Origin of the sequence: Streptomyces xantholiticus (assembly GCF_014651015.1) — a bacterium.
In the GTDB taxonomy this organism is placed as follows: Bacteria; Actinomycetota; Actinomycetes; order Streptomycetales; family Streptomycetaceae; genus Streptomyces; species Streptomyces xantholiticus.
In genome coordinates this window covers 338,629-361,327 of sequence record NZ_BMWB01000004.1, presented here as the reverse complement: position 1 = coordinate 361,327, position 22,699 = coordinate 338,629, and the positions used below count along the sequence as shown (strand labels likewise).

The 22,699-nt window shown below is 71.1% G+C and carries 23 protein-coding genes and 1 pseudogene; 9 read left to right on the top strand and 15 right to left on the bottom strand.

All coding sequences use genetic code 11. The features are described 5' to 3' along the window. The first annotated feature begins 5 nt into the window (after positions 1–5). Positions 6–875, top strand: coding sequence for an esterase/lipase family protein (locus IE198_RS10290; RefSeq protein WP_189884988.1), 870 nt, complete (start codon positions 6–8; stop codon positions 873–875). Positions 876–937: 62 nt separating this feature from the next. Here IE198_RS10290 and IE198_RS10285 read toward each other — a convergent pair whose 3' ends face one another. From IE198_RS10285 to IE198_RS10270, 4 genes are all read right to left on the bottom strand, one after another. Continuing rightward, complete coding sequence (locus IE198_RS10285) at positions 938–1,933, bottom strand: lytic polysaccharide monooxygenase auxiliary activity family 9 protein (RefSeq protein ID WP_189884987.1); 996 nt, start codon at positions 1,931–1,933, stop codon at positions 938–940. 316 nt (positions 1,934–2,249) lie between these two features. Further along, entirely contained in the window at positions 2,250–2,576 is a 327-nt protein-coding gene (locus IE198_RS10280) for a GYD domain-containing protein (protein WP_189884985.1), read from the bottom strand. Positions 2,577–2,798: 222 nt separating this feature from the next. Further along, a complete protein-coding gene (locus IE198_RS10275; RefSeq protein ID WP_189884983.1) occupies positions 2,799–3,419 on the bottom strand; it encodes a flavodoxin family protein in 621 nt (206 codons plus the stop codon). Positions 3,420–3,866: 447 nt separating this feature from the next. Further along, on the bottom strand, positions 3,867–4,520 hold the full coding sequence (locus IE198_RS10270; protein ID WP_373299818.1) for a response regulator: 654 nt from the start codon (positions 4,518–4,520) through the stop codon (positions 3,867–3,869). A gap of 155 nt (positions 4,521–4,675) precedes the next feature. On the opposite strand from IE198_RS10270, the gene IE198_RS10265 reads away from it, so the two are divergent. The 3 genes from IE198_RS10265 to IE198_RS10255 are packed head-to-tail and all read left to right on the top strand — an operon-like array spanning position 4,676 to position 7,667. Further along, entirely contained in the window at positions 4,676–5,659 is a 984-nt protein-coding gene (locus IE198_RS10265; protein ID WP_189884981.1) for a Bug family tripartite tricarboxylate transporter substrate binding protein, read from the top strand. Beyond that, entirely contained in the window at positions 5,656–6,174 is a 519-nt protein-coding gene (locus tag IE198_RS10260; RefSeq protein ID WP_189884979.1) for a tripartite tricarboxylate transporter TctB family protein, read from the top strand. Before IE198_RS10265 ends, IE198_RS10260 begins: the two co-directional genes overlap by 4 nt. Then, positions 6,174–7,667, top strand: coding sequence for a tripartite tricarboxylate transporter permease (locus IE198_RS10255; protein WP_189884977.1), 1,494 nt, complete (start codon positions 6,174–6,176; stop codon positions 7,665–7,667). The genes IE198_RS10260 and IE198_RS10255 overlap by 1 nt, the downstream gene beginning before the upstream one ends. Before the next feature lie 60 nt (positions 7,668–7,727). Here IE198_RS10255 and IE198_RS10250 read toward each other — a convergent pair whose 3' ends face one another. Continuing rightward, positions 7,728–8,219: a ribonuclease FAU-1 family protein gene (locus IE198_RS10250; RefSeq protein WP_189884975.1), complete on the bottom strand. Its 492-nt coding sequence runs from the start codon at positions 8,217–8,219 to the stop codon at positions 7,728–7,730. Next, positions 8,200–9,120 carry a GNAT family N-acetyltransferase gene (locus IE198_RS10245; RefSeq protein ID WP_189884973.1) on the bottom strand — a complete coding sequence of 307 codons (921 nt, stop codon included), beginning with the start codon at positions 9,118–9,120 and terminating at the stop codon, positions 8,200–8,202. Before IE198_RS10245 ends, IE198_RS10250 begins: the two co-directional genes overlap by 20 nt. A gap of 72 nt (positions 9,121–9,192) precedes the next feature. On the opposite strand from IE198_RS10245, the gene IE198_RS10240 reads away from it, so the two are divergent. Next, positions 9,193–9,570, top strand: coding sequence for a GntR family transcriptional regulator (locus IE198_RS10240; RefSeq protein WP_189884972.1), 378 nt, complete (start codon positions 9,193–9,195; stop codon positions 9,568–9,570). Positions 9,571–9,754: 184 nt separating this feature from the next. Here the strand turns inward: IE198_RS10240 and IE198_RS10235 are convergent, their stop codons facing one another. Together IE198_RS10235 and IE198_RS10230 are read right to left on the bottom strand one after the other, a co-directional pair. Then, on the bottom strand, positions 9,755–10,852 hold the full coding sequence (locus IE198_RS10235; RefSeq protein WP_189884970.1) for a DUF5925 domain-containing protein: 1,098 nt from the start codon (positions 10,850–10,852) through the stop codon (positions 9,755–9,757). A 69-nt stretch (positions 10,853–10,921) separates the two neighbouring features. Beyond that, a pseudogene (locus IE198_RS10230) lies at positions 10,922–11,110 on the bottom strand (polysaccharide deacetylase family protein); the annotation flags it as partial. 171 nt (positions 11,111–11,281) lie between these two features. On the opposite strand from IE198_RS10230, the gene IE198_RS10225 reads away from it, so the two are divergent. Continuing rightward, positions 11,282–12,091 carry an SGNH/GDSL hydrolase family protein gene (locus IE198_RS10225; RefSeq protein WP_189884968.1) on the top strand — a complete coding sequence of 270 codons (810 nt, stop codon included), beginning with the start codon at positions 11,282–11,284 and terminating at the stop codon, positions 12,089–12,091. A 56-nt stretch (positions 12,092–12,147) separates the two neighbouring features. On the opposite strand, the gene IE198_RS10220 is transcribed toward IE198_RS10225, so the two are convergent. Then, entirely contained in the window at positions 12,148–13,155 is a 1,008-nt protein-coding gene (locus IE198_RS10220; protein WP_189884966.1) for a serine/threonine-protein kinase, read from the bottom strand. 282 nt (positions 13,156–13,437) lie between these two features. On the opposite strand from IE198_RS10220, the gene IE198_RS10215 reads away from it, so the two are divergent. After that, positions 13,438–13,701 carry a hypothetical protein gene (locus tag IE198_RS10215; RefSeq protein ID WP_189884964.1) on the top strand — a complete coding sequence of 88 codons (264 nt, stop codon included), beginning with the start codon at positions 13,438–13,440 and terminating at the stop codon, positions 13,699–13,701. A 61-nt stretch (positions 13,702–13,762) separates the two neighbouring features. Here the strand turns inward: IE198_RS10215 and IE198_RS10210 are convergent, their stop codons facing one another. From IE198_RS10210 to hmgA, 6 genes are all read right to left on the bottom strand, one after another. Beyond that, positions 13,763–14,965: a CaiB/BaiF CoA transferase family protein gene (locus IE198_RS10210; protein WP_189884962.1), complete on the bottom strand. Its 1,203-nt coding sequence runs from the start codon at positions 14,963–14,965 to the stop codon at positions 13,763–13,765. A gap of 543 nt (positions 14,966–15,508) precedes the next feature. Next, positions 15,509–15,745 (bottom strand): hypothetical protein, encoded by a 237-nt coding sequence (locus IE198_RS10205; protein ID WP_189884960.1) that lies wholly within the window; start codon positions 15,743–15,745, stop codon positions 15,509–15,511. Positions 15,746–15,767: 22 nt separating this feature from the next. Beyond that, positions 15,768–16,064 (bottom strand): recombinase family protein, encoded by a 297-nt coding sequence (locus tag IE198_RS10200; protein WP_189884958.1) that lies wholly within the window; start codon positions 16,062–16,064, stop codon positions 15,768–15,770. 169 nt (positions 16,065–16,233) lie between these two features. After that, on the bottom strand, positions 16,234–17,373 hold the full coding sequence (locus IE198_RS10195; protein WP_189885116.1) for a type ISP restriction/modification enzyme: 1,140 nt from the start codon (positions 17,371–17,373) through the stop codon (positions 16,234–16,236). A gap of 64 nt (positions 17,374–17,437) precedes the next feature. After that, a complete protein-coding gene (locus tag IE198_RS10190; RefSeq protein ID WP_189885115.1) occupies positions 17,438–18,190 on the bottom strand; it encodes a GntR family transcriptional regulator in 753 nt (250 codons plus the stop codon). A gap of 27 nt (positions 18,191–18,217) precedes the next feature. Further along, on the bottom strand, positions 18,218–19,546 hold the full coding sequence (gene hmgA / locus IE198_RS10185) for a homogentisate 1,2-dioxygenase (RefSeq protein ID WP_189884956.1): 1,329 nt from the start codon (positions 19,544–19,546) through the stop codon (positions 18,218–18,220). 95 nt (positions 19,547–19,641) lie between these two features. Here hmgA and IE198_RS10180 point away from each other — a divergent pair, with 95 nt between their 5' ends. Together IE198_RS10180 and IE198_RS10175 are read left to right on the top strand one after the other, a co-directional pair. Next, on the top strand, positions 19,642–20,280 hold the full coding sequence (locus IE198_RS10180; protein WP_189885113.1) for a TetR/AcrR family transcriptional regulator: 639 nt from the start codon (positions 19,642–19,644) through the stop codon (positions 20,278–20,280). Between the two features lie 112 nt (positions 20,281–20,392). Further along, on the top strand, positions 20,393–22,663 hold the full coding sequence (locus tag IE198_RS10175; RefSeq protein ID WP_229833812.1) for a molybdopterin oxidoreductase family protein: 2,271 nt from the start codon (positions 20,393–20,395) through the stop codon (positions 22,661–22,663). The last annotated feature ends 36 nt before the right edge of the window (positions 22,664–22,699 follow it).

Sequence of the window (22,699 nt, the reverse complement as noted above, 5' to 3'; positions counted from 1 at the left end):
CACCGATGCTGCCTTGGAAACGTGCGCTCAGACCGCTGTCAGCCCTCATGCTCGCAGTGGCACTCGCCCTGACCCCTGCCGCCACCGCCGCCGCCGCATCCACCACCGCCGCCCCCAGCAGTGGCTGGAACAACTACGACTGCAAGCCCTCCGCCGCCCACCCCCGCCCCGTCGTCCTCGTCCACGGCACCCTCGGGAACTCCGTCGACAACTGGCTCGCCCTCGCGCCGTACCTGGTGAAGCGCGGCTACTGCGTCTTCTCCCTGGACTACGGGCAGCTCCCGAACGTGCCCTTCTTCCACGGCCTCGGCCCCATCGACAAATCGGCAGAGCAACTCTCCGGGTACGTCGACCGGGTCCTCACCGCCACCGGTGCGTTGGAGGCAGACATCGTCGGCCACTCCCAGGGCGGCATGATGCCGCGCTACTACCTCAAGTTCCTGGGGGGAGCGGAGAAGGTCAACGCCCTCGTCGGAATCGCACCGAACAACCACGGCACCACCCTGAACGGATTCACCGAGCTGCTGCCGTACTTCCCGGGCGCGGCGGCCCTGCTCGGCGAGCACACCCCCGGCCTCGCCGACCAGGTCATCGGATCCGACTTCATCACCAGGCTCAACGAGGGCGGAGACACCGTCCCCGGCGTGAAGTACACCGTGATCGCCACCCGTTACGACGAGGTGGTCACCCCCTGGCAGTCGCAGTACCTCAGCGGGCCGAACGTCCGCAACGTACTTCTCCAGGACCTCTGCCCCATCGACTTCTCCGAGCACGTCGCGATCGGCGTCTTCGACCTGATCGCGTACCACGAGGTCGTCAACGCGCTCGACCCGGCGCACGCGGAACCCACCACCTGCGCGTCGGTCTTCGACTGACCGCACGCACCAGGCCGGTCTCCGCTCTCTGCGAGCGGAGACCGGCCTTCACGTGTCGTCGCTCAGCGGCTGTGGCGCCCACCCGCCGTCGAGGTACGGCGCCGACCGAGCCCGAACAGCGCCGCCGCGCCGATCGCCAGGGCGGCCGCGCCGCCGATCGCCATGGAGGTGGTGCCGCTGTCGCCGCCCGTCTCCGCGAGGTTCTCCCCGGACGTCTCCGGGGCCGGCGGTACGGCCGCGGGCTCCTCGGCCCCCTTCGCCTCCGGCGCGTTCCTCGCCGGCTGCTCGTCCTGCACGGCCGCCTGCCCGCCGTGGTCGTCACCACCATGACCGCCGTGGTCGACGGTCGACTTCTCCGCCCCGTCCTTGATGTCCTCCTCCGAGGGCGCACTCGCCTCCGGGGCAGCCGCGCTGCCTCCGTTGTCCTTGCCGAAGACCACGTCGGAGCAGGTGTAGAAGGCCTCGGGGGAGTCGGAACGCTGCCAGATCGAGTAGATCAGGTGCCTGCCCGACTTGTTCGGCACGATGCCGTCGAAGACGTAAGTACCGTTTTCCAACTTGGGGTTCGTGACCGAGGCGAACGGCTTCTCCTCCAGGTCCGACCACTTCAGCGGCTGGGTGGGGTCGTACCCGTCCTTGGTCAGATACAGCTCGAAGGAGCCCTTGTGCGGTGCGGTCGCCTTGTAACGGAAGGTGTGGTTCCCGGACGCCATCGGCGACGACGGCCAGTCCGCGCGCGGCAGGTCCAGCCCCTTGTACTTGTCACGGCCTGCGCTGCACAGCTTGCCGTCCGGGATCAACTGCTCGTGGTTCCCCGCCGCGTCGGCGATGTTGACCTCGTTCCAGTCGTACAGCGGCTGCGTCCCGCCCGCCGCGACCAGCGCCTTGCACGCCGCCGAATCCGGGCTCTCCGGCCCCTCCGCGAAACACGCGGATATCCGGCTGACCGGGTCCGTCATCGAACCGTGCGCGGACGCCGGCGCGGCGCTCAGACCGGCGAGCGCGAGCGGCGCGAGACCGAGTGCGGCGACCATGGTGACCTTGCGGCGAGCGGTCATGGGGACGTTCTCCTTCAAGCGGCTATGGGGGGACGAAGGACCCGGCTCGAGCGGGCGGCACAGCCCCCCGCGGACTTCGGCACCGACTGCCCGAACCGGCCCCGGCGCTCAGCAAGCTAGCCGCTCGCACCCGTGAAATCGCCTGCTGGGGCGGGGTGACGGCGATCCTTATGGCCCCTTTAAGGCAGCGGTAAGGAGGGCCTCAGGAAGTGCGCGCTCATGTGGCCTGTGACGTGCTTCGGTGGTCCCACGGTCGCTGTTCTTCGCCGCACCACAGCCGAAGCCCTGACCGGTCTTCGTCCAATGATCCCGACCGCTACGCGCCAGGAGCCCGGTAGCGGATTCCCTCGGCTTGGCGCAGGGCGGCCATCGTTTCATCGACCGTCAGGAGAACGGTTGTCTCGAACGAACTCAGCGCGCCGCCTCCGCTGATCGCCAGCGCAACCGCAGCCATGGACACATTGTCGGGAGCCTCCCACAGGTTGTAGCCGTCGTGTGCGCCGAAGCCGTACCAGAAGCCATGGAGCTTCCCGCCGACGGATTCGATGTATGCCTGAGCGGCTTTTGCGCGGTCCTCCGGATGGCCGATCAGCCTCGCCCAGGTCTCCGGCGTATAGCTGAACCTCGACAGATAGAGCGGCATCGCGTCTCCCTTCCGTTTCACCATGGATGCCCCCGGGGCCGGCGGCCTGCCGGAGACGGCCAGGGCATCCCCCGAACGGCCGGGATGATGCCCGGCATGGCCCATACGGCGCTGACCATGGTGATCGGCGATCGCCGCAGGCTCCCGATGGCCCTGACTTCCGCAGGTCGGCCATCGGGGCCATACGGGGCGGGTCCCGTCCCCGGGGGCCGGGACAACGTCCTAACGCCTTCCGGCCGCCGCTTCCTCGTGGGGGAACCGGGCGAGCGGGGCCTCACGCCCGAAGAAGGTCTTGGCACGGATGAGCGCCCGCTCGTCCTGGCGTACCTGGCCGGGCCGGGAGCCGTTGCCGAACAACAGTCCGCCGAAGCGCATCCGCAGGTAAGCCGCCGTGTGGTTGAGGCTGGTCACCAGCCCGTCGGCCACGGCCTCGTCGTCGTCCGCCATGACGGTCACGCCCCACAGGGTGCGGCCCGCCATCCGCTCCTTGAAGTCCGAGCCGGGCGTCGTCAGCCAGCCCGACCAGTAGTCCAGGTAACGCTTGGTCTGCGCGGAGAGGGTGTACCAGTACAGGGGTGAGGCGATGACGATGTCGGTGGCCCCCACAGTGGCCTGCCGAAGCACCTTCTCGTTCTCCCTGACCGGCCACGTGTCGGTCTCATGACGTCCGTCCTGGAAGTCGGGCAACGGCAGTCGGGCCAGGTCGATCCAGCGTTGCGGGACCCCGGGGGGCAGATGCTCGGCGGCTGCCCGCGCCAGGATCTCGGTGTTGCCGGCAGGGCGGGAGCTGCCGAGGACGAAGAGGAAGGAACGGTCCCTGCCACGCGCCGTGTCGGGGATCATGTCTGCTCCGGTCTCGGGACCCGGGAGCGGCGACGCGATGACTCGGCGCCGACCGCCGCCCAGGAGATCACTGGGTCTCCGTCCCCAACCTCCTTACCCCCAGGGGTATTCCGCAAGGATGAAATCGAGGTGCGTGTGACGCCTGCTGCTGTCAGGGTGCGCCGGTGAATCGAGAACGGCCCTCCGGGCTCGCCCATGCCGATCACCCGATGAAGTCGCCCATCGATGACGAGGCGGTACCCCAGTTGCTGGAACGCGGTCTCCCACGCGGCAACGAGCGTGTGCTCGCCCTTGGTTGCGGCGGCGGTGAGTGCTGCTGCCGGCCCTGACGATGCACCCGCAGCTGCGCGTGGCTCTCAGGACCTTCCGGGAGGTGGCCGCGTTCGAAGCGGCTCCGTCGCCCGAACCGCTGGAGCCGGAGTGCGCTCCACGGCAGGCGAGTGCGGGTCAGCCGATCCGACGGTAGCGCCGCTCCGGGCGGCCCGCGCCGCCGTACCGCAGGGTCACCTCGGCGCGTCCCGTCTCCGCGAAGTACTCCAGATACCGGCGGGCGCTCACCCGGGACAGCGAGCCCGCCTCCGCGCACTCGGAGGCGGACAGGTCGCCCGGGTGCTCGCGCAGGATGCGCTCCACCAGCTCCGCAGTGTGGGGTGCGAGGCCCTTGGGGAGTTCGCGGGAGCCGGGCGGGCGGGGGCCGAAGATCTGGTCGACGTCCTCCTGACGGGCCTCGTCCAGCCTGTCGAGGCGTGAACGCAGCGCCGCCACGTGCCGGAGCTGCTCCTGCAGTGCGGCCTGGTTGAAGGGCTTGATCAGATAGTGCAGAGCGCCCGCACGCAGTGCGGAGCGGACGACGGACGCATCGCGAGCGGCCGTGATGAACAGGGCGTCCGCGGTCGGTCGCGCCGCGTCACGCTGCTCCGCCGCCCGCAATTCGCGCAGCACGGCGATCCCGTCCATGTCGGGCAGATAGATGTCCAGCAGCACGAGGTCGGGCCGCAGCCGCTCGGCGGCGCGCAGCGCCTCCGCGCCACTGTGGGCCACCCCTACGACCGTGAACCCGTCCGTCGCGGACACATATCGGCTGTGCAGCTTGGCGACCATGAAGTCGTCGTCCACCACCAGCACCTTGGTCACGCCGACACGCTAAGCCGCGACCACAAGGACCACAACCTCCGTTGATTCCGGAAGAGAGACAGCTTCTTGACGCACGGGCAACATGTGGGCCACTTCACACATCCACGACGAGAGGCGATCCCGTGCGATTGCGCACCCCCATTGCCCTGCTCGGGGCGGCGCTGCTGGTGCTCGTGGGGCCGCCGCTGCTCACCACGGGCAGCGGTGCCGAAACCGGGACCCGGATCCCCGGTCTGCGGTTCATGGTTCCCAACACCCCCGGCGGCGGCTACGACATCACCGCGCGCACCGCCGCGAAGAACGCCGAGGACGCAGGGCTCACCCACAACATCGAGGTCTTCAACCTCCCCGGCGCCGGCGGCACCGTCGGTCTGGCCCGGCTCGTCGGCGAACACGGCAACGGCAAGCTGGCCATGTCCATGGGGCTCGGCGTCGTCGGAGCCGTGCACACCAACAAGGCGCCCAAGACGCTCGCCGACACCACCCCGATCGCCCGGCTCACGGAGGAGCAGGACATCGTCGTCGTGTCCAAGGACTCCCCGTACAAGACCATCGACCAGCTGATCGCGGCGTGGAAGAAGGACCCCGGCAAACTGCCGGTCGGCGGCGGCTCGTCGCCCGGCGGGCCCGACCACCTCGCGCCGATGCTGATGGCGCGGGCCGCGGGGATCGCCCCCAAGTCCGTCAACTACATCCCCTTCGACGGCGGCGGCGAACTGCTCGCCTCGATCCTCGGCAACAAGGTCGCCTTCGGCGTCTCCGGCGTCGGCGAGTACCTCGACCAGATCAGGTCCGGCGAGCTGCGGCTGCTGGCGGTCACCGGGCCGAAGCGGGTCCCCGGCCTCGACGCGCCCACCCTGCGCGAGGCGGGCCTGGACGCCGAGTTCACCAACTGGCGCGGCATCGTCGCACCGCCCGGCCTGTCCGACGGCGAGCGCGACAAGCTCATCGGGCTTGTCACGAAGCTGCACGACTCGCAGGAATGGCGGGACTCCATGAAGAAGAACGGCTGGGACGACGCCTTCCTCACCGGCGACAGATTCGGCGACTTCCTCGAAGCGCAGGACGAGAGCGTCGACCAGGTGCTGAAGGAGCTGGGGCTGTGAGCACGACCGAGACCCAGGGCCGGCGCTCCTGGCTGCGTGAACACTCCGAGCTCGGCGTCGGACTGCTGCTGCTCGTCATCGGTGTCCTCGTCCTCACCGACGCGCTCACCATGGACGTCGACATCGCCCAGCGCGGGCCCGTCGGCCCCAGGACCGTCCCGATCGCCATCGGCATCGGTCTGCTGGTCGTCGCCGTCCTCCTGACGATCGACGTGCTCAGAGGCGGCCGGGGCGAGGCGGAGGGCGGCGAGGACATCGACCTCTCCGAGCCGGGCGACTGGCGGACGGTGCTCCTGCTCGCCGGGGTGTTCCTCGCAGGCGCCGTCCTCATCGGACCGCTCGGCTTCCCGATCTCCGGAGCGCTGCTCTTCTGGGGCTCCGCCTACGCGCTCGGCAGTCGGCGTATCGACCGTGACCCGCTGATAGCGGCCGTCCTCTCTCTCGTCACCTTCTACGTCTTCGACAACCTGCTCGGCGTCCCGCTGCCCGGCGGCCCACTGATGGGAGTGCTCTGATGGATTCCCTGAACTCCCTCCTCGACGGCTTCGGCACGGCGCTCACCCCGATCAACCTGCTCTGGGCGGCGATCGGCGTCCTGCTCGGCACGGCGATCGGCGTTCTGCCCGGCATCGGGCCGGCCATGGCTGTCGCGCTGCTGCTTCCCGTGACGTACGGCCTGGAGCCGACCGGCGCGTTCATCATGTTCGCCGGCATCTACTACGGGGCCATGTTCGGCGGCTCCACCACCTCGATCCTGCTCAACACGCCCGGTGAGAGCGCGGCGGTGGTCGCCGCGATCGAGGGCAATCCGATGGCGAAGGCGGGGCGCGGCGCGCAGGCGCTGGCGGCCGCCGCGGGGGGCCACTTCGCGGGTGGCATGATCGGCACGATCCTGCTGGTCGTGCTCGCACCGAGGGTGGCCGAACTGGCCGTCGGCATCGGCGCTCCCGACTACTTCGCGATCATGGTGCTGGCGTTCGTCGCCGTCACCTCGGTGCTGGGCTCCTCACGCATCCGCGGGCTCGCCTCCCTTCTGATCGGCCTCACCCTCGGTCTCGTCGGCCTCGACCAGATGACCGGCCAGCAGCGCCTGACCTTCGGGTCGCTCCAGCTCGCCGACGGCATCGACGTCGTCATCGTCGCGGTCGGACTCTTCGCCATCGGCGAGGCCCTGTGGGTCGCCGCCCATCTGCGGCGCACCAGCGGCGACGCGATCCCGGTCGGCCGGCCGTGGCTGGCGAAGTCCGATGTGAAGCGCACCTGGAAGCCATGGCTGCGCGGTCCCGTCATCGGCTTCCCGTTCGGTGCGATCCCGGCCGGCGGCGCGGAGATCCCCACCTTCCTGTCGTACGTCACGGAGAAGCGGCTCTCCCAGCACAAGAACGAGTTCGGCAAGGGCGCCATCGAGGGCGTGGCCGGCCCCGAGTCGGCCGCCTCCGCGTCCGCGGCGGGCACGCTCGTCTCGATGCTCACCCTCGGCCTGCCCACGACGGCCGTCGCCGCGGTCATGCTGGCCGCGTTCCAGCAGTACGGCATCCAGCCGGGCCCGCTGCTCTTCGAGCGCGAGGCGGACCTGGTCTGGGGCCTGATCGCCTCGCTGTTCGTCGGCATGGTGCTGCTGCTCGCGCTCAACCTGCCGCTCGCACCGCTCTGGGCGAAGCTGCTGCGCATCCCGCGGCCGTACCTGTACGCCGGCATCCTGTTCTTCGCGGCGGTCGGCGCGTACGCGGTGGGCGGTGAGGCCATCGACCTGGTGATCCTGCTGATCATCGGTCTGATCGGCTTCGGCATGCGGCGCTACGGGCTGCCCGTGCTGCCCGCCGTCATCGGTGTCATCCTCGGTCCGGCGGCGGAGCAGCAGCTGCGGCGCGCGCTCCAGATCAGTGACGGCAGCGCCGTCGGACTCGTCAACACGCCCTTCTCGGTGACCGTGTACGCGGTGATCGTGGTGCTGCTCGCCTGGCCGTGCCTGAAGAGGCTCGTCGTGCGCGGCCGGCCGGCCGCCTGATCCGCGACGACGGGCAGGACATGAGGGGCGGGTCACCGTGGTGTCCCGCCCCTCACCCGTTCACGACCTCAGCAACTCGGTGAAGCGGCCCGTGCGGGCGCGCCGTTCCAGCTCGTCGAGGGCCAGGACGGCCTGCTCCGCCGCCTTGGGGTCGCGGCCGGCCAGGCCGCTCTCCTCGAACTCGTCCTCGTCCAGCCGGAGGATCTCCCGGCCGTCCGCGGACACCCACAGGTCGAGGTCCAGGTCCTCGACGCTCAGCTCGCCGCCGCCCTGAGCCAGGACGGCGGGCCGGGTGATGTCGCAGTACCAGCCCTTGAGCGTGCCGTCGCCGCTGCGGACCTCCTTGACCGAGTACCAGCGGTCCCGCCAGTAGTGCTCGGTGAACACGTCCCCCGGCTCGAAGCGTACGAAGCCGAAGTCGCGCACGCCCGGCGCCGCCCACAGGGCGCGGACCGCGAGATGAGTGCCGTCGTCGGTGAGCAGCTCCGCGGGATAGCGGATCTTCGTCGCACCGGCCTTGACCAGCCGTACGTCAATCGAGGGCGCGGACATGACGGACCTCCGTCGCGCAGATCTGGTACCCGAACCACCTGTTGATCGCGAGCATCGGGCCGTTGTCGGCGTCGTTGCTCGTGAACGCGTCCGTGAGGCCCGCCGCGCGGGCCCGGTGCAGCGAGTCGGTCTTGGCGAGCTTGGCCAGTCCCTTGCCCCGGTGGGCGCGCATGGTGCCGGTCATGCCGCTCAGATAGCGGGTGGCGCCGTCGGTCAGGGCGGCGGTGTAGGCCGCGACCTTGCCGTCGATCACGACGACGGTGGAGAGGCGCCGGTCGAGCAGCGGGTCGTTCCAGGTGTGGTTGATCCAGTCCTCGTAGTCGTCGAAGTCGGTGCTGATGTCACCCGGCTCGTCCGAGGTCGCCTCGGCGTCCGCCTCGAACATGGGCCGCGGGTCGGCCTCGAAGTCGGCGGCGGTGCGCAGTTCGACGCCCGCGGGCAGGGCCGGCACCTCGGGGAGCGGGCCGTTCGCCAGGTCGAGGCGCTGGAAGTGCGCGGGGCGGGTGGGGCGGTAGCCGCGCTGCTGTGCGAACGCGAGGTTCTCGGGGTCTTCCAGCACCCATGCGTACACGTTCGTCGCGCCCTCCGCCGCGAGATGCTCCTCGGCGACGCGCAGCAGAAGACCGCCCGCGCCGTGACCGCGGTGGTCGGGGTGCACATGGGGAGTGACGAACGACTGGCCCGGCTCGGAGGAGTCGTACGCGATACCGGCGTGGGCCGTGCCGATCAGCTCCCCGTCCTTCTCGGCGACCAGCAGCCGGTACTTCTTGGCGGGGTGGGCGGTCTCGACCCCGAAGAGGAGGGACGCGGGTGTCGTCACCTCGAAAGGCATACAGGCGCGCCGTACCCGGGTCACGGCCTCGGCGTCCTCGGGACGGAAATCACGGACGATCACAGTCATGAGCACGCACGCTACGGGTGCGCAGGGGCCTTCGCCTCCGAATTAACCGGCCGATGGGGGAGAATTCCCGATGTGACCTTGAACATCGCGATCGACGCCGACGCCTCCGACGCACCGTACGAGCAACTGCGCTCTCAGATCTCCGAGCAGGCCCGCTCGGGCGCGCTGCCGGTGGGCTACCGGCTGCCGACCGTGCGGGGCCTCGCGCAGGGACTGGGGCTGGCGGCGAACACCGTGGCCAAGGCGTACCGGGCGCTCGAGAGCGACGGGGTGATCGAGACGCGGGGGCGCAACGGGACGTTCGTGGCGGCGGCGGGTGACGCGGCGGCCCGGCGTGCTGCGGAGGCGGCGGCGGAGTTCGCGACGCAGGCCCGTCGCCTCGGCCTCTCCCGCGAGGAGGCGCGGGAGGCGGCGGAGGCGGCGGTGCGGGCGGTCTACGGGGGCGCGTAGCACGCGGGTCGGCCTCGGCCGGCCTGTTCCGCACGTCGCCCCTTCCCGCTGCACCGATGTGCGGAGTACCGATGTGCGGCTCCGCCGCGTGGCGGGGCAACCCGCGGGCCCCGTACGGCACTCCGCGCAGGGTCTTGGCGGCGCTGCCCCGTACCCCCGCGCCTCAAGTCCGCCCCGGCCCGCGTCAGAGGTACAGGCCCGCGTCCGTGCCGCCCCCCGTCTGCGGCGGGACCGACGCCGGAGGCGTGCCGCGGCGCAGGGCGTAGAGCTCCGCCAGCGTCGCGCCCTCGCGACCCACGCCCTGCTCCGTGCCGAGCCACGACACCGCCTCAGGCCGGGTCAGCGGGCCGACCTCGATGCGGGCGAGGCAGCGGCCGGGGCGGACGACCGCCGGGTGGAGGCGTTCGAGGTCCTCGTTGGTGGTGACGCCGACCAGGACGTTGCGGCCCTGGCCCAGCAGACCGTCCGTCAGGTTGAGCAGGCGGGACAGCGCCTGCCCCGCCGTGTGCTTCGCCTCGCCGCGGATCAGCTCGTCGCAGTCCTCCAGCAGGAGCAGCCGCCAGCGGCCCTTGGCCGTGCCCTCGTCCTCGCCGATGGCGATGTCCATCAGGTAGCCGACGTCGTTGAACAGCCGCTCCGGGTCCAGGACGCAGTCCACCTGACACCAGTCGCGCCACGAGCGGGCCAGCGTCCGCAGGGCGGACGTCTTGCCCGTGCCGGGCGGACCGTGGAGCAGCAGCAGCCGGCCCGCGATGTCGTTCGGCGTGACCTTCATCAGGCGGTCCATCGCGTCGGCGACCGGCGCGGTGTAGTTGGCCCGGACCTCCTCCCACGTACCGGCCGCGATCTGCCGTGTGGTGCGGTGCGGGCCACGGCGCGGTGAGACGTACCAGAAGCCCATGGTCACGTTCGAGGGCTCCGGCTCCGGTTCGTCCGCCGCGCCGTCCGTCGCCTCCTTGAGGGTCTTCTCGGCGAGTTCGGAGCTGACCGCCGTGACGGTGACGTCCGCGCCGCGGTTCCAGCGCGAGACCAGCAGCGTCCATCCGTCGCCCTCGGCGAGCGTGGCGCTGCGGTCGTCGTCGCGCGCCGAACGCAGGACCGAGGCCCCGGCCGGCAGTATCGTCGCACCGGGCCTGACGCGGTCGATCGAGGAGCTGTGCGAGTACGGCTGCTCGCCCGTCGCGAAACGGCCGAGGAACAGCGCGTCGATGACGTCGGACGGCGAGTCGCTGTCGTCGACGTTGAGCCGGATCGGCAGTGCGTCCTTGGGGTTGGCAGACATGCCGCCCATGATCCGGCACGGCCCGGGCCGCCGCACCGTCTTTTGCCCGGTGCGGCGGCCGTGGACGGTTCAGCGGCGGACGGGTGCGGCGGCCCGTCGGGCACGGCGCGCCACGGCGCAGCCCTTGGTGAGGGCCCGGTCCTTGGCGAAGTTCGCGATGGGGGCGCGCCCTTCGACGAGCCGTTCGAACTCGGCCGGTCCAGTGCTGCGCCGCACCGTCAGCCGCCGCAGCGCGTACGGACCCTGGCACCGCGCCGCCCCTCAGAGAGTCCTGTTTTCAGGCTTTTGACGGTTGATCAGCGTCCCTGTGCGGTACCGCCCCAATCGCCCCACTGACTCGTCGGTAACAATTCTTGGCATGGACACTTCCGGTGAAGTCTGTCCGCTGCTACGAAAGTTGAGGCAGAGATCCTGCTAAAGGGAGGTTCCATGAAACTGTCCCGAGTCGCGGCATTCTCATCCTCACTCCTTCTCGGCGCCGTCCTCGCTCTCACGGGAGCGGGCCCGGCGCAGGCCGACGCCACCCCCCAGTCCCTGGACTACGTGGCGCTCGGCGACTCCTACTCCTCAGGCGTAGGAGCCGGCAGTTACGACAGCGCGAGCGGTAACTGCAAGCGCAGCACCCGGGCCTACCCGAGGCTCTGGGCCAACGCCAATTCACCCTCCTCGTTCGCGTTCACCGCTTGCTCCGGCGCCCGTACGGGTGATGTCACGGCGAGTCAGCTCGCCCCGCTCACGTCCGCCACCGACCTCGTCTCCATCACGGTCGGCGGCAACGACGCCGGCTTCGCCGACGTCATGACCACCTGCGTACTGCAGTCCGAGTCCACGTGTCTCAACCGGATCGAACAGGCGAAGGCGTACGTCGACTCGACCCTGCCCGGAAAGCTCGACCAGGTGTACTCGGCGATCAGCGCCAAGGCACCCGCGGCCAGGGTCGTCGTCCTCGGCTATCCCCGTTTCTACAAGCTCAACGGCACCTGCGTCGCCGGCCTGAGCGAGAACGAGCGGCGCGCCATCAACGGCGCCGCGGACCATCTCAACGCGGCGACCGCCAAGCGCGCGGCCGATCACGGCTACGCCTTCGCGAGCGTCGTCGGAACGTTCACCGGTCATGAGATCTGCTCCGGTGCGTCCTGGCTGCACAGCGTCAACTGGCTCAACATCGGGGACTCTTACCACCCGACGGCGGCCGGCCAGTCCGGCGGCTATCTGCCGATGTTCGACGCCACCGCGTGAGCGCACAGCCGTGACCGGCCCGCGGCCGTGGCCGCGGGCCGGTCACGGTCCGTCTTTCAGGCGCTGCCCACCACCGCCCAGACCAGGGCCACGACGCAGAGCAGCAGCAGTGCCACCCCAACGGCCAGGACCGTCGTCGCGCGCCGGGAGTCGTCGGGATGTGGGGCCGTCGGCGTGGTCACGGCCGCGGCCGCCCCTGGAGCGGGTTCCGGCTCGCCCGCCGGGTCCGGCGGGATCCGCGGCGCGGACGCGGTCGCCGGGGTGTCCGTCCGTACGCCACCGCCGCCGGCGCTCACCAGACGCAGCCGGTGCTCGGCCTCCGCGGCATCGAGCCGGTCCGCCGGGTTGCGGTGCAGCAGACCGGTGATCACCGGACCGAGGGCGTCGGGCCTGCCCGGCGCCGACGGCTCCTGCGCGTCCGCGCCGGGACCGGCGCCGAACGCCGAGTGTCCCTCCACCGCCGCGTGCAGCAGCGCACCGAGCGACCACAGGTCCGACTCGGGGCCCGGGTCGCGACCCGCCACCGTCTCCGGCGCGCCGAACTCGGGGGAGTCGTGGGCCGTCACCGTCCCGAAGTCGGTGACCATCACCCGGCCGTCGCCCGCGATCAGCACGTTCGCCGGCTTCAGGTCCCGGTGCAGCACACCCGCGGCGTGCGCGGCCCGCAGCGCGGCCAGCACCTCCGCCCCGACATGGGCGGCGCGGCGCGGCGCCAGCGGCCCCTCGGCGGCGAGGACGTCCGCGAGGGTGAGCCCGCGCACCAGTTCCATCACGATCCAGGGCCGGTCGTCCTCGGTGGCCACGTCGTGGACCGCGACGACATTGCGGTGCGAGACGCGGCCGGCGGCGCGGGCGGCGTCCTCCAGGTGCTCGTACAGCCGGCGGACGTCCCCGGCCGTGAGCGAGGCCGGTGCCCTGACTTCCCTGACGGCGACCTCGCGCCCCAGGACGTCGTCGCGGGCCAGCCACAGGGTGCCCGCGCCGTCCTCGGCCAGCGGGCTCAGCAGTCGGTAGCGGCCCGCGACCAGCCGTACGGTGCCCGGCGTTCCCGGCACTTCGCTCATGGCGATCCCCCTGTCCGCAACCAGAGCCGCAACACGGCGGAAACCCCTCCAAGCTAACTCAACTCAGCGCCGGTGACGCGAGCTTGATGGGTCATCAGTACGATGGAGACCGGAAATCGCATGTACGTTGTCCAACTCGCCCTCAAATCAGACGTATTCGGAGAGTAGTCGTCAACCCGCGTACGAGTGTGGTGAATCATGCGGGCGGGATACACGGGTGTCCCGGCGGGGCGATAGGGTTAACCTGCCCGGGCCGGGTGCCTCGTACGGGTGGGGAGTGACATGGAACAGATAACAGTGCGGAGCAGGGCGCGAGTGCCTGCCATCACCTGCGGGAGCGGTGCGACCAGCTCGCGTCTCGACCGCCACCTCTCGGTGCTCGGCGGCCCAGCCGTCCCGCAGGGCGAGGCGGCCGAAGCGACGCTGCTGATGCGCGAACTGACCTCACGTGATGTGACGCACAGCCGCAGGAGCAAGAGCGCGCGGGTCTCGCTCTTCGCGCCGCTGCGACGGCTGCGCCGCTCACTGTTCGGCAGCCGCGGCTGACCCGGCCCGGCTTTCGCAACCCACCGGCTCCCCGGCGTCGGGACGACCGCGTCCACCCCGCTCAGGCGACCACACCGTCCCGGCGCAGTACCGCTGCAGCTTCATCCGTCATCCCCAGGGCCCGCAGCAGCGCGTCGGTGTGCTCGCCCAGGCCGGGAACCGCCCCCATCCGAGCCGGCTCCCCGCCCGGCAGGGTGATCGGGGGCAGCATCGCCCGCAGCGGTCCGACCGGTGACCCCACCTCGCGCCACCGGTCACGCGCCTCGAGCTGAGGATGAGCGGCCACATCGGTCATGCTGTTGAGCCGTGCGCAGGCGATGCCCGCCGCCTCCAGACGTGCGACCGCCTCCTCGGTGTCCAGCCCGGCCAGCGCCTTGGCCACCGCCGCATCCGTCCGCTCACGGTTCGCCGTGCGGGCCGTGTTGGTGGCGAACGCCGGATCCAGTGCCAACTCCGGCCGGTCCAGCACCTGTTCGGCGAGCCGCCGCCACTCGCGGTCGTTCTGCACCGACAGCAGCACCTGGCCGCCGTCGGATGTGGCGTACGCGTCGTAGGGAGCGATGACGGCGTGCGCGAGACCGGTGCGCGCCGGGGGTTCACCTCCATGCATCCCGTGGTGCAGCGGATGCCCCATCCACTCGGCGAGCGACTCCAGCATGGAGATCTCCACCGGCCCGCCGCGCCCCGTGACACCGCGGCGCAGCAGGGCCGCCAAGACGCCGGAGAAGGCATACATCGCGGCGGCGATGTCGGCCGCCGGGATGCCGGCCTTCACCGGCTGCTCGGGCGTGCCGGTCACGGAGACCAGGCCGGCCTCGCACTGCACGAGCATGTCGTAGGCCCGCTTGTGCGCGTATGGGCCCGCCGATCCGTACCCGGAGATGTCGACGGCGACCAGCCGCGGATGCCGGGAGCACAGGGCCGCGGCGTCCAGGCCGAGCCGGGCGGCCGCGCCCTGGGCCAGGTTCTGGACGAACACGTCGGCGTCCGAGACGAGCCGGTGCACGATGTCGAGGCCGCGGGGGTCCTTCAGGTCCACCGCGATCGACTCCTTGCCGCGGTTGCACCACACGAAGTGCGAGGCGAGACCACGGGCGGCGGTGTCGTAGCCGCGGGCGAAGTCCCCGCCGTCGGGGCGCTCCACCTTGATCACACGTGCCCCGAGGTCGGCCAGCTGGCGCGTGGCGAACGGGGCGGAGACCGCCTGCTCGACGGCGACGACGGTGATGCCGTCGAGGGGCAGTGGCTGTGGCTGTCGGCTCATGACAGCCGTGCATATCGTGTACGTGCCACCTTTGTCACCACCCGGGGGTGGCGGGCGGGGTCGGGACCGGGTGGATCAAAGCACAGAAAGCGGCACCCAGCACCGCCGGCAGCACCAACCGGCAGCACACCGCGCCGGCGAACGGACGGGCGACCGGCCAGGCCGTGTCCTCAACTTTGCGTCGGGCAACGTTACCATGAAAAACATGGAGCACGGCTGACTACACCAGGGCTCAGGCAGCGGCAAAAGCCGCACGCCGAAATGGCCCCCGGTATCCGCCCCGCATACGCGAGGGGATACGGGGCCAGTTTCTATCAGAACGGCTCGCATCGGAGCATGTGCAGATGCATGCGGCGGCGCAGATGCTCGACCCTGATAGCGGCCTGGGCTGCCGCTCGATGCTGAACGTTCTTCAGTCCCATGTGTTCCCGGACTCTGTCACGCACCCAGCGCGCCCGCTCCTCACTGAATTGACGTCCGGCAGGCACGCCCCATTCCGGAGGGAATACGCCTGCCCCTCGCACCGCATTGGCCATTTCCTCACTACCCACGTCCATCACTGCACCTCGATTTCAGCCACAGGCTTCTGGCGTTCGGGCGCCCCTGCTCGGCCTGGGCGGCAGACGTGCGCCGGTTGCGCATGCTCACCTCGTCGGACTCCGTCTCGAAGTCCCAGGCGTCCTCGCGCAGGTTGCGCCGGTCCTTCCAGTGCGCCAGGTCGTACAGAGGACCGTCACTCGTGATGAAGATCTTCTTTCCGCGTGCCTCGCACAGCTCCATCAGGTGCAGCCGCTCAGACGTCTTACGGCTGTTCCGGGGAGTACTCCCAAAGGATCAGTACGTCCTCGATGAACGCGCCGGACTCAAGATCAGCCACCAGGCGCGCCCAGTCGTCGCGCGCGTTGCTCGCGTACCGGCTGGCCGACCGGTCGTTGTCGACGTACGGCGTGCCAGTGATCGTGATGTTGTGGCGCTCGGCCGTTCTCGCGTTGTCGTCGTGTTGCTCTGTGACGGACCGCTGATGGCCAGAGTTGTCCTGGGACACCCGCAGGTACTCACGTCCGGTGAGGACGTGAGTAGCGACGGATGCGGCGGTCATCGTGTTTTCGCTGGTGAAAGGGGTGTCGGCAGGGTGCCCGGTAACCGACACTTAGGAAACTGCACGGGGCGGAGCCCCCCTGAACGGGTCCGGGCGGAGCGCGGTTCCGGTCAGGGGCGGGTGGCGGAACAAGCCCGCCGCAGGGGCCCGCGCCCCGCGCGTACCACCGTCACAGCAGTGCGAACTGGCCCTCCGGACCCTCCTCCACGTGATCCAGGACCGACGCCGGCCGGCGCGACCGGCCCGGTGGTGGAAGGATGCCCGCCGAGCGGAGCGCGGCGGCGGGCAGCCGATGGCCGGCCGCCGCCAACGCCGCCCGCCGCGGCGCCAGTTCCGCCAGCATCGCGAGTACGGTGACCAGCTCCAGCAGCTCGGACGTCCACTGCTGCGGCCAGACCGCGGGCCGCACCTCCTCCAGCGTCCCCGGCTGCGCCACCCCCGCCCGCGCTCCGAACCAGAGCTCCAGCACCCGCACCCCGCCGACCTCGAAATCCCACGCCCCCGCCGGCACCGGGGACAGGCGGCCGGTGTCCCCGACGACGAGCGTCTCGTCGTCGGGGACGTAGTCGATCGAAGCGGGCCGGGCCGGCAGGGCCGCACGGACGTACGGGCGGCGGCCGCCCGGCAGTCTCGGGCGTTCGCCGCCCCGCGCGCCGCGCAGCATGACCCGGATCAGCTCGCGCCCCAGGGCGACCCCACGGGCCCAGACGTCGGCGTCCGCGGTGAGCGGCACCACGCATCCCGCGGCCGACGGTTCCGCGGCCGCCACCACCCACGCGGCGACATCTTCCGCGCCCACCTCGTGTCCGTACCGCTCGCCCAGCAGCTCGGTCAGGCCCGGTGCCAGGTTGGGGTCGCGGCCGCCCGGCCGCCGGTACAGCGGCCGGACACGGCCGGGCCGGCCCGCGGGCGAACGCCCGTCCGGCAGCAGCCCGGACACCACCACGGCCGGCCCCGTCTCGACGACGAACAGTTGCCGCTCGTCCCGGACCCGCCACAGCTCGGGCCGTGCCACGTCGATCAGCCGGTGGTCCGGGATCAGCCATTGCTCGTCGAACGCACCGTGCAGCACCCTCACGGGCTCGGGGCAGCGCCCGGTCTCGCGCGCGAGGCGCCCCGTACCGGTCGGCTGATCCGGAAGTTGCGCCACCGCGCTCTGCGGTCCGCGCAGCCTGGTCGGGCGGAACAGTGCCTCGCGCTCACTGCCCTCCGCCCGTACCAGAGCGTCCCAACGGGCCCGCAGCGACGCCGCATCCGGTGCCATCACCCAGCTCCGGCCCAGCCGAAGCGGCGCGACGGACCACGGCATGAGGTCGTCGAGCAGCGGCACGTCCTCGGAGAGAGCAGTCACCGTCGCATGCTAGTCAGCCCGGCTACTCCGCGGCGTCCAAGGTGACGGAGAAGGAGAACCGGTCCCCGCGGTAGCGGATGCGGGCCACGTCCACGACCCGACCGGACTCGTCGTACGTCACCCCGGTGTAGTGGAGGATCGGGCTCAGCAGCGGAACCCGCAGCAGCTCCGCGGTCCGCGGGTCGGCGAGCCGGGCCTCCACGGTGTCCGTGATGCGGCTGATCCGGACGCCGAGCGCGTCCCGCAGCACCTTGGTCATCGGCCAGCGTTCCAGATCCGCGAGGTCCAGGCCGGCGGCGACGTCCGGATGCAGGGCGTTCTCGGCCCAATTGGTGGGTTCGCCGCTGTCGCCGTCGCAGCGCAGCCGCCGGTACATCACGACCTCGGCGGCGCCCGGGAAGTACTCCGTGAGTTCGCCGGGCACCGGCTCCGGGCCGTGGTCGAGGATGGTGGTGTGCTCACCGGACTGCTGGGCGACGATCGCGTCGATGGAGCCGAGGAGCCGACGGGGCGCTCCTCGCCGTGCTCCCGGTTCGATGAAGGTGCCGCGCCGTCGGTGCCGGCTGATCAGGCCCTCCTCCTCCAGCTCCTTGAGTGCCTGGCGCATGGTCAGGACGCTCACGCCGTAGTGCTGGGCCAGCTGCTCCTCGGTGGGCAGCCGCAGCGACGCCTCGGGGGTCCGGCCCAGTATCGAGGCGCGCAGCGACTGCGAGACCTGATACCACAGCGGCAGCTTGCGGTTCAGGACCAGCGAGTCGGGGGCGAAGGAGGTCACGGCATCTCCGTACACGGCATCTCTCCACTACGGCCTGAAGTGGCGCTCAAGACCCTGCCACACGTCGTCGTACCCCTTCTGCAGGTGGTCGGCGTTCGCCGCCTGCCCGGTCGCGGTCACCGGCCAGCGGGTCTCGAACATGAAGGCAAGGCCGTCGTCGATCTTCTGCGGCTTCAGCTCGGCGGCGCTCGCTCTGTCGAACGTCTCCCGGTCGGGGCCGTGCGCGGACATCATGTTGTGCAGCGAGCCGCCGCCCGGTACGAAACCTTCGGCCTTGGCGTCGTACGCGCCCTCGATCAGGCCCATGTACTCGCTCATCACATTGCGGTGGAAGTACGGCGGGCGGAAGGTGTCCTCGCCGACGAGCCACCGCGGCGCGAAGACGACGAAGTCGACACCCGCGAGGCCGGGGGTGTCGGACGGCGAGGTCAGCACGGTGAAGATCGAGGGGTCGGGGTGGTCGTACGAGATCGAACCGAGCACATTGAATCGGCGCAGGTCGTAGACGTACGGGACATGGCTTCCGTGCCAGGCGACCACGTCCAGCGGGGAGTGGTCGTACGTCGCCGCCCACAGGTTGCCGCAGAACTTGTTGACCACCTCCACCGGGCGCTCGACGTCCTCGTACGCGGCGACGGGGGCCAGGAAGTCACGGGCGTTCGCCAGTCCGTTGGCACCGATCGGGCCGAGGTCGGGGAGCTGGAAGGGCCGGCCGTAGTTCTCGCAGACGTAGCCTCGGGCGGTCTCGTCCAGGAGCTCGACGCGGAAGCGGACACCGCGGGGGATCAGTGCGACCTCGCCGGGGCGGGCCGGCAGCAGGCCGAGTTCGGTCACCAGCAGCAGCCCGCCGCGCTCGGGAACGATCAGCAGTTCGCCGTCGGCGTCGCTGAACACCCGGTCGGTCATCGACGTATTGGCGTGGTAGAGGTGCACGGCCATACCGGTGCGCCGGGTGGCGTCGCCGTTGCCGCCGAGGGTCCACAGACCGGCCAGCCAGTCGGTGCCGGGCGCGGGCTCGGGCAGCGGGTTCCAGCGCAGCCGGTTGGGGTCGGGCACGGTCTCGGTGAAGGGGGCGCTGCGAACATGGCCGTTGTCGACGCGGACGAACGGGGGGTGGGCGGCCGAGGGGCGGATCCGGTACAGCCACGAGCGGTGATTGTGCGCGCGGGGCTCGGTGAAGGCCGAGCCGCTGAGCTGCTCCGCATAGAGACCGTGGGGGGCGCGCTGGGGGGAGTTGCGCCCTTGAGGAAGGGCGCCGGGCTCCGCCTCCGAACTGTGCTCGTTGCCGAAGCCGGGGGAGAACCACTGATCGGTCAGCCCCTCGACAATCTTCCGCGCCTGCTCGGTGCCGCTCATCGCCCGCTCCTGGTGCTGAAGGATTTGTGCAATCCATTCCTATGGACAACCGTAGGATTACAGGTTCTCCCCGTCAACGGCAACGGAGCGGCATGATGGACCGCGTGTCCCAGGCCGGTCCTCCGCTTCGTTCCGTGGCACATCTGCGCCGCGCGCCCGTCCAGCAGCGCAGCGCCGACCGGCTCGCCCGGATCCTGGACGCCTGTGCGGAGGTCCTCGACGAGAAGGGCTACGAGGAGCTGTCCACCCGTACGGTCGCGGCGCGGGCAGGGGTGCCGATCGGATCCGTCTACCGCTTCTTCGGCAACAAGCGTGCACTGGTCGACGCGCTCGCGCGCCGCAACCTGGATGGATACGCCGAGCGGATCGCGGCACGCCTGCCCGGCGTACGGGCCGACGACTGGCGCGGTGCGGTCGACGTCGTGCTCGACGAGTACCTGGCCATGAAGCGCAGCGTGCCCGGGTTCGCCCTGGTCGACTTCGGGTCGCAGGTCCCGGTGGGCGCTCCTGCCGCCGGCGCCAACCATGAAGTGGCCGGGCGGCTGACGGAACTGCTCGCGGCGCAGCTGGGGCGGGCGGCGGACGCGGAGCTTCGCCGTGCGGTCCTCGTGTCGGTGGAGGCGGCGGACGCGCTGCTCCAGTTGGCCTTCCGGGTGGTGCCGTCGGGGGACGAGGCGATCGTGAGCGAGACGCGTGAGCTGCTGCGCGCCTATCTGGCGCGGATCCTCGACTGAGGGCGGACGGTCCGCGGGTACGGCGAACGGTCTTCCGTGCATGCATACCGGTCGGTATGCTCGGCCGGGCCGGCACATTGCCGCCGCCGCTGCCGCCGCCCCGGGAGGGCTCATGTCCCGCACCGCACCCGCCGCCCGTACGACGACGTCCCCGCCGGGCGCACCCGGCGCCCGCGACGCCCGCGAGACACGTACCGCGCTGCGCGTCTGTCCCCTGTGCGAAGCCACCTGCGGGCTCACCCTCACCATCGAGGGCACCCGCGTCACCCGCGCCAGGGGCGACCGCGACGACGTCTTCAGCCAGGGTTTCATCTGCCCCAAGGGGGCCTCCTTCGGTGAACTCGACGCCGACCCCGACCGGCTGCGCACCCCCCTCATCCGTGAGAACGGCGAGCTGCGCGACGCCACCTGGGAAGAGGCCTTCGGGCTGATCGCCGCCCGTATCGGGCCGCTGATCGAGGAGCACGGGCCGAACAGCGTGGGGGTCGTGCTCGGCAACCCCAACGTCCACACCATGGCCGGCGGCCTCTATCCACCCGTCCTCCTCTCCGCGCTGCGCACCCGCAACGTCTTCTCCGCCTCCACCCTCGACCAGATGCCCAAGCACGTCTCCAGCGGACTGCTCTTCGGCAGCGCCGTCGCGATCCCGGTGCCCGACCTGGACCGCACCGACCATCTGCTGATGCTCGGGGCCAACCCGCTGGAGTCCAACGGCAGCCTGTGCACCGCGCCCGACTTCCCCGGAAAGCTCAAGGCGCTCCGCCGCCGCGGTGGCACCCTCACCGTCGTCGACCCGCGCCGCACCCGTACCGCACAGCTCGCCGACCGGCACGTCGCGATCCGCCCGGGTACGGACGCGTTGCTGCTCGCCGCGCTCGCCCAGGTGCTGTTCGAGGAGGGCCTCACCGACCTCGGCGGGCTGGCCGATCACGTCGAGGGCGTCGCCGAGGTCGAGGCGGCCGTCAAGGACTTCACACCGGAGGCCGTCGCGGCGGCCTGCGACATGGATCCCGAGGAGATCCGTACGATCGCCCGCGAGCTCGCCGGCGCACCCACCGCCGCCGTCTACGGGCGCATCGGCAGCTCCACCGTCGAGCACGGCACCCTCGCCAGCTGGCTCGTCGACGTCCTCAACATCCTGACCGGCAATCTCGACCGGCCGGGCGGCGCCCTCTTCCCGCTCGCGGCCACCGAGCGCGCCCCCCGTCCTGCGGCACCCGGCAAGGGGTTCGCGCTCGGCCGCTGGCGCAGCCGGGTCAGCGGCCACCCCGAGGCCAAGGGCGAACTGCCGATCGCCGCTCTCGCGGAGGAGATCGAGACACCGGGAGACGGACAGATCCGCGCCGTGATCGCGATCGCCGCCAACCCGGTGCTGTCCGCACCCGACGGCGACCGCCTCGACCGGGCCCTGGCCGGGCTGGAGCTGATGGTCAGCATCGACCCGTATCTCAATGAGACCTCACGCCACGCGGACGTGGTGCTGCCCCCGCCGCCGCCCGCCCAGAGCCCCCACTTCGACTTCGCCTTCAATGCGCTGGCCGTCGCCAACCAGGCCCGTTACAGCCCCGCCGCCGTACCGCTGGAGGCCGGGCTGATGGACGAGTGCGAGATCCACGCGCGACTGGTCCTGGCCGTGTCCGGGATGCACGGCGCCGAGCCGTCCGCCGTCGACGACATGGTCATCCGCGACACGCTGGCCAAGGCGGTCGCGGACCCGCACTCGCCGCTGTTCGGGGCCGACGCAGAGGAGCAGGCCCGCCTGCTGGGCGGCCGCAGCGGACCGGAGCGGCGGCTGGACATGATGCTCCGCCTCGGCCCGTACGACCTCATCCTCGAGGACCTGCTGCAGACGCCGCACGGAGTAGACCTCGGCCCCCTCCGGCCCCGTGTCCCGCAGATCCTCAGGACCCGCAGCGGACGCGTCGAACTGCTGCCCGGCCCGATCGCCGACGATCTGCCCCGGCTCCGCGCGGCGCTTGCCGAGCGGCCCGCCGGCCTCGTCCTGGTCGGCCGCCGCCATCTGCGGTCCAACAACAGCTGGCTCCACAATGTGCCGGCGCTGAACGGCGGTTCGAACCGCTGCACCCTCCATGTCCACCCGGACGACGCGACCCGGCTGGGACTCGAGGACGGCGCCACGGCGAGCGTCGCCGCCGACGGCGGGCGCGTCGAGGCACCCGTGGAGATCACGGACGCCGTACGCCCCGGTGTGGTGAGCCTGCCGCACGGCTGGGGCCACAACCGCCCCGGCACCCGTCTGTCGGTGGCCGCCGAGCGCCCCGGGGTCAACGTCAACCAGTTGCTGGACGGCTCCCGGCTGGACCCGCTGTCCGGTACGGCGGTGCTCAACGCCATCCCGGTTGAGGTGACGCCAAGTCTTTGACCTGGGCTTTTGCTCGTATTGCTCATGCGTCAACAC

Bases quoted from the DNA above. Each gene is read 5' to 3' on its own strand.
- IE198_RS10215 (WP_189884964.1), top strand. From the start codon at position 13,438: ATGGAACAGATAACAGTGCGGAGCAGGGCGCGAGTGCCTGCCATCACC.
- IE198_RS10210 (WP_189884962.1), bottom strand. From the start codon at position 14,965: ATGAGCCGACAGCCACAGCCACTGCCCCTCGACGGCATCACCGTCGTC.
- IE198_RS10250 (WP_189884975.1), bottom strand. From the start codon at position 8,219: ATGTCCGCGCCCTCGATTGACGTACGGCTGGTCAAGGCCGGTGCGACG.
- IE198_RS10235 (WP_189884970.1), bottom strand. From the start codon at position 10,852: ATGTCTGCCAACCCCAAGGACGCACTGCCGATCCGGCTCAACGTCGAC.
- IE198_RS10290 (WP_189884988.1), top strand. From the start codon at position 6: ATGCTGCCTTGGAAACGTGCGCTCAGACCGCTGTCAGCCCTCATGCTC.
- IE198_RS10225 (WP_189884968.1), top strand. From the start codon at position 11,282: ATGAAACTGTCCCGAGTCGCGGCATTCTCATCCTCACTCCTTCTCGGC.
- IE198_RS10205 (WP_189884960.1), bottom strand. From the start codon at position 15,745: ATGGAGCTGTGCGAGGCACGCGGAAAGAAGATCTTCATCACGAGTGAC.
- IE198_RS10180 (WP_189885113.1), top strand. From the start codon at position 19,642: ATGGACCGCGTGTCCCAGGCCGGTCCTCCGCTTCGTTCCGTGGCACAT.
- IE198_RS10275 (WP_189884983.1), bottom strand. From the start codon at position 3,419: ATGATCCCCGACACGGCGCGTGGCAGGGACCGTTCCTTCCTCTTCGTC.
- IE198_RS10255 (WP_189884977.1), top strand. From the start codon at position 6,174: ATGGATTCCCTGAACTCCCTCCTCGACGGCTTCGGCACGGCGCTCACC.
- IE198_RS10285 (WP_189884987.1), bottom strand. From the start codon at position 1,933: ATGACCGCTCGCCGCAAGGTCACCATGGTCGCCGCACTCGGTCTCGCG.
- IE198_RS10245 (WP_189884973.1), bottom strand. From the start codon at position 9,120: ATGACTGTGATCGTCCGTGATTTCCGTCCCGAGGACGCCGAGGCCGTG.
- IE198_RS10270 (WP_373299818.1), bottom strand. From the start codon at position 4,520: ATGGTCGCCAAGCTGCACAGCCGATATGTGTCCGCGACGGACGGGTTC.
- IE198_RS10175 (WP_229833812.1), top strand. From the start codon at position 20,393: ATGTCCCGCACCGCACCCGCCGCCCGTACGACGACGTCCCCGCCGGGC.
- IE198_RS10220 (WP_189884966.1), bottom strand. From the start codon at position 13,155: ATGAGCGAAGTGCCGGGAACGCCGGGCACCGTACGGCTGGTCGCGGGC.
- IE198_RS10280 (WP_189884985.1), bottom strand. From the start codon at position 2,576: ATGCCGCTCTATCTGTCGAGGTTCAGCTATACGCCGGAGACCTGGGCG.
- IE198_RS10195 (WP_189885116.1), bottom strand. From the start codon at position 17,373: ATGCCGTGGTCCGTCGCGCCGCTTCGGCTGGGCCGGAGCTGGGTGATG.
- hmgA (WP_189884956.1), bottom strand. From the start codon at position 19,546: ATGAGCGGCACCGAGCAGGCGCGGAAGATTGTCGAGGGGCTGACCGAT.
- IE198_RS10200 (WP_189884958.1), bottom strand. From the start codon at position 16,064: ATGACCGCCGCATCCGTCGCTACTCACGTCCTCACCGGACGTGAGTAC.